Origin of the sequence: Pseudomonas lini, assembly GCF_964063345.1 — a bacterium.
In the GTDB taxonomy this organism is placed as follows: Bacteria; Pseudomonadota; Gammaproteobacteria; order Pseudomonadales; family Pseudomonadaceae; genus Aquipseudomonas; species Aquipseudomonas lini_B.
Genome location: NZ_OZ061318.1, coordinates 592419 through 611936, shown reverse-complemented (window position 1 = coordinate 611936; position 19518 = coordinate 592419). Strand labels below are relative to the sequence as shown.

Genomic DNA, 19518 nt, shown 5'->3' with positions numbered 1-19518 from the left:
CGCGTTCGCGGGCAAGCCCGCTCCCACAGGATTTGCGTTGGACTCACTGGCACGCACCCCATCGGGCTTATTCGGCACCGCCATCCTGGCTGCCTGGTCGTACTTGTTGTTATTGCGGTTCATCTATTACGTGAGCGACCGGCGCGCAAAGGCACGCCCGCCAGACTCACGGGGGCAGTTAAATCGTTGAATGCTTTTTGACGTCAGCGCGTATTACGCAGCTCCGCCCGTTGCCGGCACGCTTCGCCAAACGCCTGGAAAATACTCAAGTAGGGCGGATTCGAAAGCACCTGCCACTCCGGGTGCCATTGCACGCCGACGGCGAAGGCCTTGCTGTGCTCGACCGAAATCGCCTCGACCAAACCATCCGGTGCGATAGCTTCAGCGCGCAGGCCGGGAGCGAGCCGGTCGATGCCTTGGCTGTGAATCGAATTGACCTGGAACACCTGCGGCAAATCCAGCGCTTCAAACACGCCACCCCGCTGCACATTCACCACATGAGCAGGCGCGTACTGCACGGCCAGGTCCGGATGATCCGCTTCGCGGTGATCAAGCATGCCGGGCAGCTCATGCAGCTTCTGATGCAGGCTGCCGCCGAACGCCACGTTCATTTCCTGAAAGCCCCGGCAGATGCCAAGCACCGGCACACCGGCGGCGATGGCTGCGCGCAGTAAGGGCAGGGTGGTGGCGTCCCGTTGCGGATCGTGATCCGTACCGGGGGCACTGGCCGGGCCTTGATAGTGGAAGGGTTCCACATTTGATGGCGAGCCGGTCAGCAACAGACCGTCGAGCTGCGCGAGCAGGTCATCGATTTCGGTCAGATCGCCTAAGGAAGGAATGACCACTGGCAACCCCAAAGCCGCGACGCTGACAGCACGCAAATACTTGTCGCCGCTGACGTGATAGGGGTGCAGGCCAATCTGTTTGACGCACGCAGTAACACCGATCAATGGCTTGAATGCCATTTTTATCACCTCGAAGTTTCACACTTGAACGGGCTTTTCCGGAGCTTAGCCTTGTTGATTTTAATTAACAACTCTCATGTAAAAAATTCTAAACGCTACGCGTCAGGTCTTCAGGGTTTACGCGGTGAGCAAGACTGATATGGCACTCTACAGCCCAAAAAAGGCCAGAAAATAAAGGTTGAAAGGCCAAGTGTTCGCTATTGACTTCACTTTGCCGTTCGGGTTGACTGGGCTCGTGAACGTGAAGTGAACATAATAATTAACAGCTAATAGGTGCATCATGTCGGTCCCTCTGCGTGCCGTTCAACTCAACGAAGCAAACGCATTCCTTAAGAAATATCCTGAGGTTTTGTACGTCGACCTTCTGATTGCGGATATGAACGGTGTGGTGCGCGGCAAGCGCATCGAACGCACCAGTCTTCATAAGGTTTACGAAAAAGGCATCAACCTCCCGGCGTCACTGTTTGCCCTGGACATCAACGGTTCTACGGTGGAAAGCACCGGCCTGGGTCTGGACATCGGCGACTCGGATCGAATCTGCTTCCCCATCCCCAATACCCTCAGCATCGAACCCTGGCAGAAGCGCCCGACCGCGCAACTGTTAATGACCATGCACGAACTCGAAGGCCAGCCGTTCTTCGCTGACCCGCGTGAAGTGTTGCGCCAGGTGGTGAACAAGTTCGATGACATGGGCCTGACCATTTGCGCAGCCTTCGAACTCGAGTTTTATCTGATCGACCAGGACAACGTGAACGGTCGTCCGCAGTCGCCACGCTCGCCGGTGTCCGGCAAACGTCCGCACTCGACTCAGGTGTATCTGATCGACGATCTGGATGAATACGTCGATTGCCTGCAAGACATCCTCGAAGGCGCGAAAGAGCAGGGCATTCCTGCCGACGCCATCGTCAAGGAAAGCGCCCCGGCGCAATTCGAAGTGAACCTGCATCACGTCTCCGACCCTATAAAGGCCTGCGACTACGCGGTGTTGCTTAAGCGTCTGGTGAAGAACATCGCCTACGACCACGAGATGGACACCACCTTCATGGCCAAGCCGTATCCGGGCCAGGCGGGCAATGGTTTGCACGTGCACATTTCGATTCTCGACAAAGAAGGCAACAACATCTTTGCCAGCGAGGATCCCGAGCAGAACGCCGCACTGCGTCACGCGATCGGCGGTGTGCTCGAGACCCTGCCGGCGCAGATGGCGTTCCTCTGTCCGAACGTCAACTCGTACCGCCGTTTCGGCGCGCAGTTCTACGTGCCGAACTCGCCAAGCTGGGGCATCGATAACCGTACCGTGGCAGTACGTGTGCCCACCGGTTCGGCGGATGCCGTGCGCATCGAACACCGCGTTGCAGGCGCCGACGCCAACCCGTATCTGTTGATGGCGTCGGTGCTGGCCGGTATTCACCACGGCCTGACCAACGAAATCGAACCGGGCTCCCCGGTGGAAGGCAACAGCTACGAGCAGAACGAGCAAAGCCTGCCGAACAACCTGCGCGATGCTTTGCGTGAGCTGGACGACAGCGAAGTCATGGCGCGCTACATCGACCCGATGTACATCGACGTATTCGTGGCGTGCAAGGAAAGTGAGCTGGCCGAGTTCGAAAACTCCATCTCGGACCTTGAGTACAACTGGTATTTGCATACGGTTTGATTGGTTAAAAACCGTCAGTCAAGGATGAAAGGTGGGCGTACACAGATCATGTGTACCCCGCCCACAGGGATTGCATTTCAAATCTTTAACTGACTGGCAGTCAGTCCAACGATCAACTATTCCTCTGCGTAGAATCACAACCATGACAAACACTCGCAGCGACTGGGAACAACGCTTCCAGTCCCTCACACTAGAAGGCCGCGCATTCATCGACGGTCAATACTGCCCGGCACTCAGCGGCGATACCTTCGAATGCATCAGCCCGGTAGACGGCCGCTTTCTGGCGAACATCGCCAGCACCGACGAAGCCGACGCCAATGCCGCCGTACAGGTTGCACGCCGCACATTCGAATCCGGCATCTGGGCCAAACTGCCCCCGGCCGAGCGCAAGCGCATCCTGATTCGTTTCGCTGATCTGATTCTGCAAAACCAGGAAGAACTGGCGCTGCTGGAAACCCTGGACATGGGCAAACCGATCAGCGATTCCATGAGCATCGACATCCCGGCGACCGCCAACGCGATTCGCTGGAGCGCCGAGGCCATCGACAAAATCTACGACGAAGTCGCCGCCACGCCGCACGACCAATTGGGTCTCATCACCCGCGAACCAGCAGGCGTGGTCGCCGCCATCGTACCGTGGAATTTCCCGCTGATCATGGCCAGCTGGAAGTTCGCCCCGGCCCTCGCGGCGGGCAACTCGTTCATCCTCAAGCCTTCGGAAAAGTCACCGCTGACGGCCATTCGCATCGCGCAATTGGCCCTGGACGCCGGCATCCCCAAAGGCGTGTTCAACGTTCTGCCAGGCTTCGGTCACACCGTCGGCAAGGCGCTGGCGTTGCACATGGACGTTGACGTGCTGGCCTTCACCGGCTCCACCGCGATTGCCAAGCAACTGCTGATCTACGCCGGGCAAAGCAACATGAAACGCGTCTGGCTGGAAGCGGGCGGCAAGAGCCCGAACGTGGTGTTCGCCGACGCACCGGATCTGCGCGCGGCAGCACAAGCAGCGGCTGGTGCGATTGCTTTTAACCAGGGCGAAGTCTGCACCGCTGGCTCGCGCCTGCTGGTGGAGCGCTCGATTCGCGAGCAGTTCATTCCGTTGCTGGTGGAAGCACTGCAAGCCTGGAAACCGGGGCATGCCCTCGATCCTGAAACCACCGTCGGCGCGGTCGTCGATCAGCGCCAATTGGACAACGTGCTGCGTTACATCCAGGTCGGCAAAGACCAGGGCGCGCAACTGATCGCTGGCGGCAATCGTACCCTCGAAGGCACCGGTGGCCTGTACGTGGAACCAGCGATTTTCGACGGCGTGACCAATGCCATGACCATCGCCCGGGAAGAAATATTCGGCCCGGTGCTGTCGCTGATCACCTTCGACACCGCTGAAGAAGCCCTGCAGATCGCCAACGACAGCATCTTCGGTCTGGCCGCCGGCGTGTGGACCAGCAACCTCAGCAAGGCCCATACCTTCGCTCGTGGTTTGCGCGCCGGCAGCGTCTGGGTCAACCAGTACGACGGCGGCGACATGACCGCGCCGTTCGGCGGGTTCAAGCAGTCGGGTAACGGTCGGGACAAATCGCTGCACGCGTTCGACAAATACACCGAACTCAAAGCGACCTGGATCAAGCTTTAACACCTTTACAGCGGCGGTCGCCGGCGCGTGCCGGCGGCCCTCGGAGAAACGTATGAAACAGACTCATGTAAACAGCTACTACGCTGCGACTCGTAATCAGATCGGTGATTACCCGGTTCTTGAAGAATTGGTGGAGTGCGACGTCTGCGTGATCGGCGCCGGCTACACCGGTCTGTCCTCGGCGCTGTTCCTCAGCGAAGCGGGCTACAGCGTCACCGTACTGGAAGCCGCCAAAGTCGGCTTCGGCGCCAGCGGTCGCAACGGCGGCCAACTGGTCAATTCCTACAGCCGCGACGTCGATGTCATCGAAGAACACTACGGCGACAAAACCGCCGAAGTGCTCGGCAGCATGATCTTTGAAGGCGCCGACATCATCCGTTCGCGCATCAAAGAGTACGACATCAAATGCGACTACCGCCCCGGCGGCATCTTCGCTGCCCTAAACAAGAAACAACTCAACGGCCTGGCCGAGCAAAAGAGCAGTTGGGAGCGCTACGGCAACAAAAACCTGAGAATGCTCGACGCGGCTGACATCAAGCGCGAAGTCGGTTGCGACAACTACGTCGGCGGCCTGCTCGACATGCAGGGCGGTCACGTCCACCCGCTCAACCTGGCCCTCGGCGAAGCCGCCGCGATCGTCAGCCTGGGCGGCAAAATCTACGAACAATCCGCCGCCGTGGAAATCACCTACGGCGAACCGATCACCGTGCGCACCGCCAAAGGCGTGGTGCGGGCCAAGTACCTGTTGATCGCCGGCAACGCCTACCTGCCTCAAGATCTCGACAATCGGGTCACGCGCAAAAGCATGCCCTGCGGTTCGCAAATCGTCGTCACCGAGCCATTGTCCGAACAGGTTGCGCGCAGCCTGATCAAAAACAACTACTGCGTCGAAGATTGCAACTACCTGCTCGACTACTACCGCCTCACCGCCGACAACCGCCTGCTGTACGGCGGCGGCGTGGTCTACGGCGCTCGCGAGCCGGACGACATCGAACAACTGATCAAACCAAAAATCCTCAAGACTTTCCCGCAACTCAAAGACGTGAAAATCGACTACCGCTGGACCGGCAACTTCCTACTGACCATGTCACGCATGCCGCAATTCGGCCGCATCGAAAAAAACGCCTACTACATGCAAGGCTACAGCGGCCACGGCGTCACCTGCTCACACCTGGCCGGCAAACTCATCTCGGAAATGATCCGCGGCGACGCCGAACGCTTCGACGCCTTCGCCTCCCTGCCACACATGCCCATGCTCGGCGGCCGCACCTTCCAGGCCCCACTCACCGCCATGGGCGCCGCGTATTACGCGCTACGCGACCGGTTCGGCATCTAAGTAGAACCTTACCGGCGGCCATCCCAAAAATGCGCCGCCGGACCAATGCCAGTCATCGCAAGGCACCGTAACCCCTGTGGGAGCGGGCTTGCCCGCGATGAGGCCAGCGCAGTCAACATCGATGTCACCTGACATACCGCCATCGCGGGCAAGCCCGCTCCCACAGGGATTTATGCCGAACACGAAATTGGTGGTCACCGGGACCAAAACTGTGGGAGCGGGCTTGCTCGCGATGAGGCCAGCACAGTCAACATCGATGTCACCTGACATACCGCCATCGCGGGCAAGCCCGCTCCCACAGGGATTTATGCCGAACACGAAATTGGTGGTCACCGGGACCAAAACTATGGGAGCGGGCTTGCCCGCGATGAGGCCAGCGCAGTCAACATTGATGTCACCTGACACACCGCCATCGCGGGCAAGCCCGCCCCCACAGGTTGCGTACATGGGCGGACGACTATCATTCACCTATTTGATTTATCTGCCGTTTATCGAACCTGCTGAGCGACACCAGCAAACGTGATTTAATACCCGCCTTCCACGGTTCCGGGACGGGAAACGGCGTAATCCGCGGCCACCAGTCGCCCGCCACCCACCCCCATTACCCCTTAAGTATTCTTCGCATAAGGCTGTCATGGACACGGGCTCACGACTCAAATTAGTACGCGAAAGCTACAAACTGTCCCAGCGCGAGCTGGCCCGGCGTAGCGGCGTCACCAATGCCACCATTTCCCTGATCGAACAGAATCGCGTCAGCCCCTCTGTCAGCTCCCTGAAAAAACTGCTCGAAGGCATCCCCATGTCCTTGGCGGACTTCTTCACCTTCGACCAACCGCCGCGTGAGCATCAATACGTGTTCCGCGCCAATGAACAACCAGATCTCGGGCGTCATGGGCTGCGGTTACTGCTGATTGGCGCTTCGGTACCGAGTCGGCAGATGCGACTTTTGCGCGAGCAATACGCGCCTGGGGCGAGTTCGGGGGAAGAGCCGATTGTGCACTCGGAAGGGGAGGAGTGTGGGCTGGTTACTCGTGGGACGGTTGAGCTCACCGTTGATGGTCAGATTAGTGTGCTGAATGCCGGGGATGGGTATTACTTTCCGACGACGCTGCCGCATCGGTTTCGCAATATTGGGGCGGATGAGGCTGAAATCATCAGCGCCAACACCCCGGCGAACTTCTGATATCGATAGCGAACAACAAACCTGTAGCAGCCATCGGTAGCTGCTACGGGCTTTTTCAAAGTAAATGGACTTCACCCTCATGACCACACAACGCATCCGCCCCCTCGCACTCTGCGTCTTCCATCACAACGGAAAAATTCTGGTCAACGAAGCTTACGACTCAATAAAAAAACAGACGTTTTTCCGCCCGGTCGGTGGAGGCATCGAGTTCGGCGAAACCAGTGACCAGGCAGTTGTGCGAGAGGTACAAGAGGAACTCGGGTTATCCATCTCTGATGTTCGCTTACTCGGTACGCTTGAGAGCATCTTCACTTATGCCGGCACTCCAGGGCATGAAATTGTTCAGGTGTACGATGCAAAATTTGTGGATGCGAACGTCTACGAATTGCCGCAGTTGAAGGCGTGTGAGAGTGACGGCACGGCCTTCATAGCGAAATGGCATGGCGTCGCAAGTTTCACCAATGGGTCACCTTTGGTTCCAGATGGACTTTACGAGCTACTGAAGAAAGTCGCATTGCTGGATTGATATGAGTGACTTGAGGGGACTTCTCCTGGTCCTTCCGCTCCACGATTGACAACCCGGATCATCCAAAACACTATCGACCCATGATCTATACGCGCCGCATGAACATGATGTGCTCCTCCATGACCGCCTCTGGCGGGCGATGAGGTCATGCGTTCGTAGAATTTGACGTAATTACCCAAGGCCCCGCCAGAAATGGACGGGGCTTTTTAGTTCTCCGTCTACCGATGGTTAACGGAGAATGAAATGTTCGAGATTAGACGCGCCACGCACAGCGATGCCCAAACGGCGTTCGACATTCGCCTTCAAGCGATACGGCATCAATGCATCGGAGCCTATACCACGGAGCAAATGCTGGCCTGGACGGCAGGATCAGCCAAGGACGGGTATAGCGACCTGATGGATAAACACTTTTATCTGGGCTGTATTCAGGGTGAGCCAGTGGCGACAGGAATGCTTGATCTGGAGAGGAGCGAAATCGGCGCGATCTTCGTGCTCCCAAGCTTTATGCAACAAGGCATTGGCTTGAGAGTCCTGGACTACCTTGAATGCCTGGCGCGGGATTTGGGGCTGAGGGAAGTCAACCTGGACGCCACGTTGAACGCCGCTGACTTTTACCGGCGCTGCGGTTTCGTGGGTGACAAACCTGCTATTTACCATTCGCCCTCCGGGCTTCAGCTGGCTTGTGTGCCGATGGTGAAAGCGCTAGACAGGATTGATTGCTTCACCGACGGCAGACCCGGAGGAGCTCGTGCAGGCCGCAATATTCCGGATCGCCACGATTGACAGCCCTCGCGACTTGTAGGAATTTAGCCGCCCGCAGGTAAGGAATATCTGCTGATGGCCAAAAAATGGCCGTTATTCACCATACAAGGGATTGTCTATGCAAGGTTCAAACACCGTTGCTCAACAGGTGTGCGGTCAGCTGGTGCACGAGCATCAGAACACTCCACACATGAACATTGCCCAGCAAATCCTCGAATGCCTGTTCCGCCGTCGTAACCTTGCACCAGGGCAAGATCACGAACTTTCGTTGCAGGTGCTGGAACCCCATCTGACCAAGGTAATGCAGGCGGTCGAGAGTGGTCGCAAGGTCGAAATGGTCTTGCCAGCCTTTCCCGGCAAATCGCCTAGCCGCAAGAAAACCCTCAGCCATCTGCCTGATCTTGCTGAACATCACGCAATCGACGAGTTATATCGCCTGTGCAAGGAGATCCAGGAGATCTACGCACCGGGAGCGCTGATTCATATCTGCTCCGATGGCTATGTGTTCTCTGACTTGGTGCATGTTCCCGATGCAGACGTCAAAGCCTACACCGACGCTATCCAGGACTACGCCGAACAGCACTATCCCGGCACGTTTGCCCATTTCGACCTCCGGGATGCCTATCCTCCGCTTGATTGTCTGGACGCCATGCGTGAGGAGATGATGATCGAGCACGGTCAGTCATTGGTCTTGTTGCAGCAGCGTTTCAAGGATGATCCGCACATGATGTTGATGTACTGCGGCATCCATCGCTTTCTTTCCGAGGATTACTCGGGCCTCAAAGTCTTCGCCGGCATGAGCCTTAATGCGGTGAAGAAAGTCGCCAAACCGGCGTCGCAGCGGGTGATCCAGCGCAGTGAAGCCTGGAGTGCTCTGTTAGAGGCGCGCTACCCACATTGCCTGCGCCTGTCGATTCACCCGCAACTGGCGGTGTCGACGAAGATCGGTATCCGGTTGGTGCCAACCAGTGACCTGTGGCGTACGCCCTGGCATTCGGTGGCCATCAATCGACGGGGTGTGGTCACCCTCGAAAAACGCAGCAATGTCGATGAGCGCTACCACCGCCTGGTGTTCCGCAAGGGGCGTCCTTGTCACTACGCCAGTGCTCAATGATGGCGTCTCGGTTGCGGGTCGAAGCCGTACTCTTCGATCTGGATGGGACCCTGGTCGACACCTTGCCTGACATCACCTGGTGCCTGAACCAGGTGATGCTCGAACACGGTTGCCCGGCGCAGACAGCGCAAACCGTGCGGGGTTATATCGGCGGCGGGGTCACGGCGATGATCGAGCAGGTTGCCACGCAGTTTGGCATAGCCGATACGGTCGCCCTGCACCAGCGCTATGTGGCGTTGTATCAAAACAACCTTGTTCAATTTTCCCGGCCATTCAGCGGTGTGCTTGCCTTGCTCGAAGGCTGTCGCCAGTTAAAAGTGCCGCTGGCAATCGTGACCAACAAGACCGAGGAAATGGCCCTGCAAGTAGCCGATGCGCTGCTTCCACAGAATACCTTCGGGACGATTCTGGGGCATCGCGCGGGCAGGGCGCTCAAACCTCAGCCGGAGGTGGCATGGGAAGCTGCCCGGCGATTGTCGGTTGATCCGCAACGCTGTTTGTTCGTCGGTGACACCGAGATCGATCTGAAGACCGCCCGTGCTGCAGGCATGTACTCGGCGGCGGTCACTTGGGGGTATGGCCTGACCCCTGCATTGCAGGACCAGGCCCCGAACTTCTGCTGCGAACAGCCGGCCGGATTACTGCGCATTCTGCAGCAAGTCTGCGCTACAGCGCATGCGTTCACCGAGCTTGGCGACACCGTTAAATCCTATTGATACACACACTCTCAAGGAAATTGTTCTATGGAACATAGAGACGCATGGATCGCTGCCGTCAGCGATTTGCTCGCGGGTTATTTGCTCAAAGGCACGGATGATTATTTCGAAGCACAAGGCAGGGCGCATCTCGCGCTACGCCTGGGGCATTGCTTCGATCAGAGCCTGCCGGTGCGTTTGGTACTGCCAGGTTTTCCCTGCAAGTCACCAAACGCCATTGACCAGACATTCGGCGTGCTGCCGGACTACGGCGAGGTCATCGCCATCGAACGCCTCGACCAGCTCGGCCAGACCATCGCCGCGTTGCACGCACCGGGTTGTGTGGTGTCGATCCTCAGTGACGGCACGACCTTCAATGACATCGTTGGCGTTGCCGACGACGTTCGCGTCGCCTACAACCGGTCGTTGCGTGAACTGTGCACCACCCACACGATTCAGTGGGTCAGCATGGAAGACCTGTTCCCACAGGCCCAAAGTGCCGAGTCGGTTCGCGCCAGCCTGATCAAGCAGGCCCGTCTGCCCTGGAAAAACCTTGGGGATCTGATCGAGCAGAGCCGCGAAGATGAATCCCTCAGCCAGGCGCATGACCACCTCTGCAGTCACCTCTACAACGACCTGCGTCTGTGCCGTGAAGACGGGCAGAGCGAGGACGAGTACCTGCAACAAATCAATTTCAAAGCCTACCAAATGATGTATCGCGGGCAGGCCTTGAATGCGGCAGTGGACCGTTTCTTCGGCGATGACATTCGCTTGTCGGTCCACCAGTACAGCAATGCCGGGCCCAAATTCACCTTCGGATTGGCCGAGGGGCTGACCCGTGTTTACAGCCCTTGGCATGCCGTGCCGGTGTGCAGCCTCGATGGCAGCCAAACCCTTCGCACCCGCGCCCAGGTCGACCTCGACCACCACGTGTTGGTCACCTATGACGGGCGGCCGTGGCTCTACCACCAAACAGAAAACCCACAGGCGCAAGGCTTCGAATACGAACTGCAAAAGCTTCCGCTCTTTGGCCTGGTGGTGCGAGACCCGTTGGGGCTGGGTTTCGAACGACTGTCCACCGGCCTGCTCGAAGCACTGGTGGAAACCTTTGGTTTCGTCTGCCTCAAGGGCTGTCGCTTCGACGATCAGGACAGTTTTGCTCGCAGCTGCGAACGCTTCGGCACGCTGTACGAATGGGCCTTCGGCGCCGTGCACGTGGTCAAACCTGCGGACAAACCCCAAGGCGTGGTGCACTCGCTGGAGAAAACGCCGTTGCACTGGGACCTGAACATGCTGCCCGACAGCGATGCACAGGTTCAACGCAACCCGAAATTCTGCGCCAGCAAATTCATGCTGTATTGCAAGACCGCGCCGCAGCCGGGCGAGGGCCAGACCACCGTCGTTGACAGCCGAAACGTACTGCGCAAAGTCGGGCAGCAAGTCGCCCGACAATGGCAGGATGTGAACATCACTTACTACACCAAAATGACCTATTTCGGCGGCTCGCCGCGCATGTACAGCCTGGTGGATCATCACCCCCGCAGCGGCGAACTTATCCTGCGTTACCAAGAGGGCACTGACTCGACACTGCAGACGCTGAGCCAGGCTGTGCAGGATCATGATGAGCAGGCTCAACAGGCGTTGCTGGAACAGGTCAATGCGCTGGTTTATGACCCGGAGTGCATGATTGCCCATGAGTGGAGTGAGGGTGATCTGGTGCTGATTGATAACTATCGGACGTTGCATGGGCGGTTGCCGATGTCGGCGGGTTCTTCGTTGCGGGAGTTGTGGCGGGTGCAGGTTTACTGATTGCTGTTGTCTGGGAGGCCTTGGAGACAGGGCCTTCTTCGAGACCTTTTCCCATCACTGCGCGATGAAGTTCCGAATCGCTTGGATAGTCTCCGTTGGCGCTTCTTCCATCAGCCAATGTCCTGCCCCTGGAATCACGACTTCCGTGACCTTGTCCGCCGCATTGCGCATTACGATCGCTTCATTGCTGCCAAAGGATTTTTCACCACCGATGGCCAGCACTGGCATCGTCAATCGCGTCGCCATCGACGCCTTGTTGTCTACCTCATCCTGACGAATGCTGCGGAACTGAGCGAAGGCTGCGCGCATGGCGCCGGGGCGGGTATAAAGCGTGGCGTAATGCTGACGGGTTTCTTCATCGACCTTGCTGGGATCGCCCGCGAACTCGTTCCAGAACCGGTCCAGGTAAATACGCTCGCGGCCGGCGACCAAGCGTTCAGCATCCGGCCCACCAAAGTCGAAGTGCCACAGCATCGGCGAGCGGACAATCTCGTTCCAGGGCGGAATACCCGGCACCGGCGCATCCATCACCACCAAGCGATCGGTGAGCTGCGGATAACGCGCGGCGTAGGCGACCATGGTGCCGATGTCGTGGCCGATGACCACCGAGTGTTCGATACGCCACCTACCGCTTTACTTCATCAAAAATTCGCCGGAGTATCCGCACTAATTATCTCCACCTCATCCGCTCCAATATTCCTAAACAGATGCGGCAACGTCGTCGAAAAATAATACCCATCCCCGGCATTCAGCACACTAATTTGATCATCAACAGTGAACTCAACCGTACCACGGGTAACGAGTCCGCACTCCTCCTCTTCAGTATGAACGATGGGTTCTGCATTTGATAAAAATCAGCCACCGCTCAAAATTAATCTACAGTTTTAAAAAAAGCACTAATTTTTTGTCGAGTAAGGTTGAGTGTAATACTTTTCCGATCCGCTGCTCAGGGAGTATTGTTGTGAGTGATTAGCTCCTTATCCATGATACATTAACTCCCGTAGAATCGCCCTTCCTTTGGATAGAGCCTTGAATTCTAAGTTTTGTCAAAATATTTGTCGCCTGTTCTGACTTTTCAAGTCCTAGTAGATCTTTAACCTGTCGATTATTGATTTCCCCAAATTTTTCTATGAAGTTCAATACAACTGTTTCAGGTTCTAGGTTTAGTGAGTGGTAGAGGCTGACAGTTACGTAGTTTTCATGTTCGGAAATGACAGGGAGCCTTAGTCCTCTGACTGCCATTTTTTCGAACGCGGTATTCATTCCTTCGCCCATTTCTTGGTTTGGCGCATTTCTATATTTCGCCAGTAATCTTACTATTTTTGAATTTCTCGAGAACCTATTTTCCAAGATGTTTTCTTTTGTTACAAAGCCAGGGAATCGACCTGGACTTTTGAATTGGATTCTGTTGTTGAAAATGCTGACCAGTACATTGTCGGAAATCAAGTAGTCGCGATGGATGACTGCGTTAACTAGGATTTCCCAAATTGTTTCCTTGGGGAATTCTATTGACCTTAAACCTTCCATTGTCCAAACATCGTTTCTCCCAAGTATCTCTTCTATTTTTAAGTAAGAGTTATGGATTAGTTCGTACAATGGGCCTTCTACTAAGTGGTTTTCGACGAGGGTGTCACGTGACTCTTCCTCCCTTGTGTCATACTTAGCGATTCGAATCGAACATTGCTTTGATAGCGCACTTTCTGGTGACTGGGAAAACAATAAAACCGCCGCAGTTCTCGGAGTTAAATTCTCTCGATCTATAAGATTTTCTTGCAGCAGAAAGTCTAGTGGATCTTTATTTTTGATGGGTAATTGCTCTAGATATTCATTAAGAGCAGTCCCAAAAACAATTTCGTCCGGATTTGCATCAGGTGCATTTAGGTCTTCCGCAGATTGATGGCCTTTAGCGTGTGAAAGCTCTAGGATCTGGGTAGGTGATTTTAATTTTTGGCTACTTGCACCGCGCCTAATGTAAACTTCCTCACTCGCTGTGTAGTGAACGGTCAATCCTTTATTGATTTTTATTTTAAGAACGTAGTTTGCGGTTATACCAGGCTTTTTTAGGAATTCATGACGAAAATCAATTGCTGGTCTTACTTCTGATATTGCCTGAAGTGCGGAGTTGAAATCTTCAATTCTATCCGGTCCTGCCCAACGCTTTAGTGGCTCTTGCTCGTCCCCTTCATCCTTTATTCCTATCAATACTTCACCGCCATCTGCGTTTGCGAAAGCGACTGCAATTTTTTGTAACTTATCGCCTTTTACACCAAACGCTTTCCGGTCAAAAAAATCGTCCTCTTGTGCCGTGCAGTAATAAAGTACTTCATCATCATTCAGTTCGAGAAGGTGAGGGTTTATTCGAGTGCTCAATTATATTCTCCACTATCCATCGCGGCGGGTCGCTGTGCTGATGATATCATTGTGACTTCATCAGTTGAACTGTATATATCCACAGTTTTTAAATCGGCCTCTTGATGGCAAGTTTACCAAATGGGGTACTCGGGGGGTTTTCCCCTGATTGTTGATACTCTCAGTATTACTTCATAGTATTTTTCTTTGTAACTCTGTTCTCTGAGTAGGGTTGTAGCAAATTGCTTTAATTCGGATTTACTTGAGATTCCTTTGTTGGCGATTAGTTGAATTAGAGTTTTTATGTAGCAAAATATAGTTTCGGAAGCTTCATCTGGATCTTCAGTTATTTGATAAAAGTCTTTGCCTTCATGCACCAGTTTGTTTCGGACATCTATATATAGACGGTCGTACTCTTCCAAAATCGAGTGAAATTTAATAGGGGACTCCTCGCAGAGGAGAGCTGCTACGTAACTCCGGTGTTTCCAAGACACCCATTTTTTTTCAGGATTGGCAAGGCCATCAAGTGTAAACACTAAGTTCAAAAATTGTGACTCGCTGCCAACTGAGTAAAAAGACTGCCTGCAAGAGCGTAACGATGAAATTACAGAAGCGGATATCTCGTCTGTGATTTCTTCACTATAAATACAAGCTAGATATTCGATGCCGGGATAGAATAGATGGTCAACTTGAGGTCCCAGCCAATTATTACTTGCAGATACTGGCTTCGATATTCCACTAAGTCTTAGTGGTTTTAAGTGAGTCTTCTCAAGGGGGATGATTTCAACGTCATAAAAACCGTCTTCACGTTGACCTGCTGGATTGGGAGTAAATGCTCTATTTTTAAAAGAGCTGTGTGAGTACCTTACGAGATCCAGCGCATGCTCACCGAGAGATAAGCATTTGTTTATAACATGGTCATTATGGTCTATCGTGTGATTGAGTCTCAGCAGGTCGCGATAACTTATATCGCAGGTGAATTGTACGTACTCGATTTCTAAATCTGATAACCGCTCGTGGGGTTCTTGATCGAACTCTCGTCGGCAAAAATAAGTATATTTGCCTAGGATTAAAGTGTCTTGTATAAAAATTTTTTCTAGAGGTATTATTACGGCGCAGCTTAATGTTCTATTTTCTGTTTCTAGATCCGCTATTTCGATATTTGAGCCTAGAGTTTGCGCTTTTTCTATATTGATCCAGTCGAAGCACCTTCTGAAGTCGTCAAGTATATCGTCATTGCTTTTAATAATCGTATCACTTAGTAGTCTAAAGACCACTCCGTCGCCTTCTGGAAAAGCGCTTGCCCAATATCCTAATGTTCTAATCTCATCAAGTGATTGCGATATTTGAGAGTTTTTATCTAGGAAGGCGTCTCGGCGCCATACTAGATTTCCGTTGTGATTATCTCTTGGTGGTAATAGTCTAGCTTTCATCTGGTTCTCTTGTTTTAATGGTTCATGGTCATCTAAGAGTCCGGTTGTTAAGGATGGAATTCTTTGCCATCAAGCGAGGGCGCATTCTAGATGTGCGTCTTATTAAATATAAAATCTATAGATTGGTCTTGATTTGCGGTTCTGTATTTTCGATGATCAATTCAGAATTATAGAGTGGCTCTATCTATCGCCAAGCTCTTCAGAAAATTATTTAGCTGAGGTAACCATCTGATAATAGCTTAGATAAATATTTCCTGTCTGGGCGGCGTGACGTTTCTTTCTAAGTAATAGGCTAGTGAAGTCGATTCGTTCCTCTAGGACTGCCATAAGGTCTCCCCCATCTAATAGAAGTATTGAAGAGCCACCAGCTTGATGTGCTGATACTCCATCAGACGAAAATCCATTTATGGATAGGAATATTCCTAAAGTGTTCTCTAGTTTTGTCTTGACTTTGTCGGAGAATATGACTAGATCCGCTTTGTTAACGAGTTCTTTCTGCCACTTGGCTTCGAAAAGATATTCTGTTCCTTCTAGGGAAAACGCTCCATCCACTTGTTCCCCAAGATTTTTGAACGACGCTTTGGGGTCGAGATCGAACAGCTCGAAGAGTTCATACATTACACGCTCCAGCTCGAAACCACGACTCTGTGCGTTATCGGAACTGACTAAGGCCATATAACGGGTATTGATTGCTTCTAACTTTTGACGTACTGCAGCGTTCTCTCGCAGTTTTTTCGCCGCTGCATCTTGACGGAGCTTGATATCATCTTGTTCTTTTTTAAAGTCTTGATGCGGCTCGACTAATTGCTTTAGTTGGTTTACGGCACTCCTGGCTTTTTCAACTTTTTGTGTGCCGTCATCTAAAGGTCGAAGATGGGAAAAGTCTTTAATTTTGCAGATTTCATAACAGATTTTCGTCAAGTCTCCTAGATGTATCACTGGGTTTGCGACGAGGTGATCTACGATGTCAGAGGCAATCTGGCGTTTATAATTCTCCCAGTTGAATTTGCTCAAGATACCGGGGTTCGACAGACAAAGCTGAAGGAATCCACGAAGCTCTGATTTATACCAGTACACGGAGCACAACGCTTCCTTGAGCGCCATAATTCCGGCAGGTGAAAGCTGTTTTGCCATGATCAACATTCCTCAGTTGCTACCCATGGTTCTATCTTTTTGTTTGTTGTATCGCGATAGCTCAAAGCTACTACAGAGTAGGCGGGCCGTCACCTTCCGCTTTGGCTGAAATCGGGAAAAACTTAATCCCGGCCATCCTTTCGAGGAGCGTTCCGCGATTTTTCAAATCAGAAGATCTTCAATAAATGTAATCTATCAGTGCTTTTTCTGTAAAAAACCCGCAGCAATGCGGGTTTTTTAGGCTGATATGTGCTCACTAAACCTTAGGCATATCAAACCCACGCTGCTCAATCACCCGAAACACATCACTCACATCCTGGACCATGATCCGGGCGATGTTAGTGACGGTGTTGATGTCGTGCTCGGCGTAGTCCGGGAGGCTGGTGCAGGCCATGAGGTTGAGGTATTTGAGGACGGCGTTGAGGCGTTCGCTGAGGCAGTTGTGGAGTTCGCGCAGTGGGGCGTCGGCGTCGATGAGGAGGACGGGGTGGTCGGTGGCGAAGTGGGACATTGGGGTGTAGTGGCGGAGCGGCTTGTTCATTGTCATTAGATAAGATTCTTTATGAGGGGAATGAACTGCCACCTTTTTGCTGCGAAACAAGATGGGTGGCAACTATGCGCGGGTTCGCAGACCAGGGAAGAATCAAACCCGGCAGACCCGAAGGTCTCCCACGCACAGTCGCCATAAAATGAGGCGCAGGTGTAGCACGCCCGGGTGTCTTATGACGGTGCAGGATGATTCTATTCTGTGGGGCTGCGAAACCCTATCGCTGAATGCGGTCAGTGACAGACCCACTCTAGGCAGCGATTTTGATAGCTGCAACCGGGCTGTAGGACCACACGCGGTCACTGTGGCGAGGGGGCTTGCCCCCGTTCGGTGGCGCAGCCGCCGCAAAACCGGGTGTTGCGGTGTGTCTGAGGAAACGGGCTAGCAGGGTTTGGGCCTGCTTCGCATCCCAACGGGGACAAGCCCCCTCACCACAATCGGTTATTTCCTACGAGATTTTCGGACTTCAAAATCCTGGCGCGCGTTCATCGAACGATCAGGCGCGGGTTTTCGGTGGAGAGGTCGCTTGCTTCCGTTCAGCGCCGCCACCGTCGTAGACTGAACGCCAACGGGAATTCAAGAATGGACGCACCCATGATCGAAATCGGCAGCCGCAACAACGCCCCCACGGCGCAGCACAAAACCCAGGACATTTACCTCTTCCACATCGACCTTTCCCGGCCGGATACGCCTTTTTGTTTCGAGCAGTCCATCGGTGGCGGTCATTGCGAGCAGGGTGGGGCGGCGTGGTTGGCGGTGTCGGAGCTTGAGGCCTGGCCGGGTGAGTGGCGTCAGCATTTGCAGAAGTCTGGTTGTGGCTGGGTCGCTGAACTGATGGATGGCCATCCGGGCGTCGATCAGGCGACGCTGGCGTCGATGATTCTCGAACGCCACGCCGAGGGCGCCAAGCCTGTGGGGCGGTGGAAAGCGATTGCAGGTTGGTTCAAGCGCAACATTCATTTCACCGGCCGTTACGGCGTTTAACCCGAGGAGAATCCCATGAGTCAGACACTGGAACGCGCCATTGCCATCGCCGCGGCGGCGCATGAGGGGCAGGTGGACAAGGGCGGCGCGCCTTACATCCTGCATCCGCTGAAGGTCATGCTGCGGGTGAACACTCTGGAAGAGCGCATCGTCGCGGTGTTGCATGACGTGGTCGAGGACTGCGGCATCAGCTTCGACGATCTGCGTAACGAAGGCTTTAGCGAAACGGTGCTGATGGCGATTGCGTCGGTGACCAAGGTGCCGGGCGAGTCCTACGAGGCGTTTGTCGAGCGCGTGGCGCAGAACCCGATCGGGCGGGTGGTGAAACTGGCGGATCTGGAAGAGAACAGCGACTTGTCGCGGATTGCCCAGCCGTCCTGGGAGGATCTGGAGCGCGTTGAGAAGTATCGGCGGGCGATCGGGGTGTTGCGTTCGTAGCGGGTGGGTGTGGGTTCGGAGTCCATCAAGCCGTGATGGTCGCGGGGTTGTTGGCGAGTTCTGATCATTACGGGATTTGCGGGCATCATGATCAAAAGATCGCAGCCTTCGGCAGCTCCTACGCTGATCGGGTCGGCGTTTGGATTTGGGGCAGTCCACGGTTTTTCCATTCAACGGTTTTTGAAATCGTGGTCTGTCCCGGAGTTTTTTATAGGGCTTGGTTCAGGGCCTCCATGAAACCAAGAGTCCTGGCCGCTGCGACTGCATCTCGCCTTGCAGTGAGCCTCCAGTCTTGCACTCCGACTGCCGCCCCAACACCGGTCAAGGAATTTTGAATGTTGGTGATCACCATCGTGCCAACATCTCCAGGTCGGCGCAGGGATTGAAACGCGGTCATCGCTTGAGTTTGTTCAAGTCTAAGCCTGTCAACGAGTACCTGGATGCGCTGGCCGTCGGCTTCGTACAAATCTCTTTGAGGATGGTCGTTCACTGCAATCACAGGGACTGTGGCCGTCAGGTACGCGGCCACCTGTGTTCTCAGTTGATCCACACTCTGATCCAATCGGTCAACAACAGGATCGAATCGCTCTCTGATTTGCGGAGTGGGGTCGTGTCGGGCGCGTCTTTCAGTGAGTTGCAAGCTCGATCTGTCGGATGTGCTGAGAAAAGACCCAATGATTCCTAATGAGTTGTTATCTACAGTTCCCCACGGCATAGCTCAATCTCCAATTTCGTAGATGTGGCTCATGAGTATAGTCGGTGATTGCGCGATGCTTGTCGGAGCCCGCAGATCGGCGTTATTGCCTGGCCTGCGGTGAGTGCGGGTTATGTGTGATGTGCTTCGGTCCCGCCAAGGCCCACGCTATCAGCCCGAATAGCGGCACAAACACGATCACCACCATCCACACAAGTTTGTTGCTCATCCCGCAGCGTTAGTATTTTTCCATTTACCT

Annotated in this window: 15 protein-coding genes and 4 pseudogenes; 11 read left to right on the top strand and 8 right to left on the bottom strand. The window is 54.1% G+C overall.

Annotation, left to right across the window (positions count from 1 at the left end; all coding sequences use genetic code 11):
• Positions 1-203 precede the first annotated feature (203 nt).
• On the bottom strand, positions 204-965 hold the full coding sequence (locus tag AB3226_RS02755; protein WP_367371909.1) for a gamma-glutamyl-gamma-aminobutyrate hydrolase family protein: 762 nt from the start codon (positions 963-965) through the stop codon (positions 204-206).
• Positions 966-1245: 280 nt separating this feature from the next.
• Between AB3226_RS02755 and AB3226_RS02750 the strand changes: the two genes are divergently transcribed.
• From AB3226_RS02750 to AB3226_RS02710, 9 genes and pseudogenes are all read left to right on the top strand, one after another.
• Positions 1246-2622 carry a glutamine synthetase family protein gene (locus AB3226_RS02750; RefSeq protein ID WP_367371908.1) on the top strand — a complete coding sequence of 459 codons (1377 nt, stop codon included), beginning with the start codon at positions 1246-1248 and terminating at the stop codon, positions 2620-2622.
• Between the two features lie 133 nt (positions 2623-2755).
• Positions 2756-4255 carry an aldehyde dehydrogenase gene (locus AB3226_RS02745; RefSeq protein ID WP_367375739.1) on the top strand — a complete coding sequence of 500 codons (1500 nt, stop codon included), beginning with the start codon at positions 2756-2758 and terminating at the stop codon, positions 4253-4255.
• Positions 4256-4307: 52 nt separating this feature from the next.
• Positions 4308-5591 carry an NAD(P)/FAD-dependent oxidoreductase gene (locus AB3226_RS02740; protein WP_367371907.1) on the top strand — a complete coding sequence of 428 codons (1284 nt, stop codon included), beginning with the start codon at positions 4308-4310 and terminating at the stop codon, positions 5589-5591.
• A 634-nt stretch (positions 5592-6225) separates the two neighbouring features.
• Positions 6226-6774, top strand: a complete 549-nt coding sequence (locus AB3226_RS02735) for a cupin domain-containing protein (protein WP_007895886.1) — start codon at positions 6226-6228, stop codon at positions 6772-6774.
• Positions 6775-6853: 79 nt separating this feature from the next.
• Positions 6854-7300 (top strand): NUDIX hydrolase, encoded by a 447-nt coding sequence (locus tag AB3226_RS02730; protein ID WP_367371906.1) that lies wholly within the window; start codon positions 6854-6856, stop codon positions 7298-7300.
• A 243-nt stretch (positions 7301-7543) separates the two neighbouring features.
• Positions 7544-8005: pseudogene (locus tag AB3226_RS02725) on the top strand (GNAT family N-acetyltransferase); the annotation flags it as partial.
• 175 nt (positions 8006-8180) lie between these two features.
• Positions 8181-9176 carry an L-tyrosine/L-tryptophan isonitrile synthase family protein gene (locus tag AB3226_RS02720; RefSeq protein WP_367371905.1) on the top strand — a complete coding sequence of 332 codons (996 nt, stop codon included), beginning with the start codon at positions 8181-8183 and terminating at the stop codon, positions 9174-9176.
• Positions 9176-9892, top strand: a complete 717-nt coding sequence (locus AB3226_RS02715) for an HAD family hydrolase (protein ID WP_367371904.1) — start codon at positions 9176-9178, stop codon at positions 9890-9892. The genes AB3226_RS02720 and AB3226_RS02715 overlap by 1 nt, the downstream gene beginning before the upstream one ends.
• A gap of 27 nt (positions 9893-9919) precedes the next feature.
• Positions 9920-11680 carry an L-tyrosine/L-tryptophan isonitrile synthase family protein gene (locus tag AB3226_RS02710; protein WP_367371903.1) on the top strand — a complete coding sequence of 587 codons (1761 nt, stop codon included), beginning with the start codon at positions 9920-9922 and terminating at the stop codon, positions 11678-11680.
• A gap of 54 nt (positions 11681-11734) precedes the next feature.
• On the opposite strand, the pseudogene AB3226_RS02705 reads toward AB3226_RS02710, so the two are convergent.
• The 6 genes and pseudogenes from AB3226_RS02705 to AB3226_RS02680 form a co-directional block, all read right to left on the bottom strand.
• A pseudogene (locus tag AB3226_RS02705) lies at positions 11735-12298 on the bottom strand (alpha/beta fold hydrolase); the annotation flags it as partial.
• 23 nt (positions 12299-12321) lie between these two features.
• Positions 12322-12519, bottom strand: a pseudogene (locus tag AB3226_RS02700) (cupin domain-containing protein); the annotation flags it as partial.
• 130 nt (positions 12520-12649) lie between these two features.
• Positions 12650-14050, bottom strand: a complete 1401-nt coding sequence (locus tag AB3226_RS02695; RefSeq protein WP_367371902.1) for an RNA-binding domain-containing protein — start codon at positions 14048-14050, stop codon at positions 12650-12652.
• 113 nt (positions 14051-14163) lie between these two features.
• Positions 14164-15462, bottom strand: a complete 1299-nt coding sequence (locus tag AB3226_RS02690) for a hypothetical protein (protein ID WP_367371901.1) — start codon at positions 15460-15462, stop codon at positions 14164-14166.
• 207 nt (positions 15463-15669) lie between these two features.
• Positions 15670-16596: a hypothetical protein gene (locus AB3226_RS02685; protein WP_367371900.1), complete on the bottom strand. Its 927-nt coding sequence runs from the start codon at positions 16594-16596 to the stop codon at positions 15670-15672.
• A 256-nt stretch (positions 16597-16852) separates the two neighbouring features.
• On the bottom strand, positions 16853-17143 hold the full coding sequence (locus AB3226_RS02680; protein ID WP_367371899.1) for a fructose-bisphosphate aldolase: 291 nt from the start codon (positions 17141-17143) through the stop codon (positions 16853-16855).
• Positions 17144-17737: 594 nt separating this feature from the next.
• On the opposite strand from AB3226_RS02680, the gene AB3226_RS02675 reads away from it, so the two are divergent.
• The gene (locus AB3226_RS02675; protein WP_367375738.1) at positions 17738-18127 is read left to right on the top strand and encodes a hypothetical protein; all 390 of its coding nucleotides are present in this window, start codon (positions 17738-17740) and stop codon (positions 18125-18127) included.
• A 15-nt stretch (positions 18128-18142) separates the two neighbouring features.
• Positions 18143-18565 (top strand): HD domain-containing protein, encoded by a 423-nt coding sequence (locus AB3226_RS02670; RefSeq protein ID WP_253545065.1) that lies wholly within the window; start codon positions 18143-18145, stop codon positions 18563-18565.
• Between the two features lie 797 nt (positions 18566-19362).
• On the opposite strand, the pseudogene AB3226_RS02665 reads toward AB3226_RS02670, so the two are convergent.
• Positions 19363-19485, bottom strand: a pseudogene (locus AB3226_RS02665) (PLD nuclease N-terminal domain-containing protein); the annotation flags it as partial.
• Between the last annotated feature and the right edge of the window lie 33 nt (positions 19486-19518).

Excerpts from the sequence above, each read along its gene's own strand:
- AB3226_RS02675 (WP_367375738.1), top strand. The coding sequence starts at position 17,738 with ATGATCGAAATCGGCAGCCGCAACAACGCCCCCACGGCGCAGCACAAA.
- AB3226_RS02730 (WP_367371906.1), top strand. The coding sequence starts at position 6,854 with ATGACCACACAACGCATCCGCCCCCTCGCACTCTGCGTCTTCCATCAC.
- AB3226_RS02680 (WP_367371899.1), bottom strand. The coding sequence starts at position 17,143 with ATGACAATGAACAAGCCGCTCCGCCACTACACCCCAATGTCCCACTTC.
- AB3226_RS02685 (WP_367371900.1), bottom strand. The coding sequence starts at position 16,596 with ATGGCAAAACAGCTTTCACCTGCCGGAATTATGGCGCTCAAGGAAGCG.
- AB3226_RS02720 (WP_367371905.1), top strand. The coding sequence starts at position 8,181 with ATGCAAGGTTCAAACACCGTTGCTCAACAGGTGTGCGGTCAGCTGGTG.
- AB3226_RS02740 (WP_367371907.1), top strand. The coding sequence starts at position 4,308 with ATGAAACAGACTCATGTAAACAGCTACTACGCTGCGACTCGTAATCAG.
- AB3226_RS02715 (WP_367371904.1), top strand. The coding sequence starts at position 9,176 with ATGGCGTCTCGGTTGCGGGTCGAAGCCGTACTCTTCGATCTGGATGGG.
- AB3226_RS02755 (WP_367371909.1), bottom strand. The coding sequence starts at position 965 with ATGGCATTCAAGCCATTGATCGGTGTTACTGCGTGCGTCAAACAGATT.
- AB3226_RS02690 (WP_367371901.1), bottom strand. The coding sequence starts at position 15,462 with ATGAAAGCTAGACTATTACCACCAAGAGATAATCACAACGGAAATCTA.
- AB3226_RS02710 (WP_367371903.1), top strand. The coding sequence starts at position 9,920 with ATGGAACATAGAGACGCATGGATCGCTGCCGTCAGCGATTTGCTCGCG.
- AB3226_RS02735 (WP_007895886.1), top strand. The coding sequence starts at position 6,226 with ATGGACACGGGCTCACGACTCAAATTAGTACGCGAAAGCTACAAACTG.
- AB3226_RS02670 (WP_253545065.1), top strand. The coding sequence starts at position 18,143 with ATGAGTCAGACACTGGAACGCGCCATTGCCATCGCCGCGGCGGCGCAT.
- AB3226_RS02750 (WP_367371908.1), top strand. The coding sequence starts at position 1,246 with ATGTCGGTCCCTCTGCGTGCCGTTCAACTCAACGAAGCAAACGCATTC.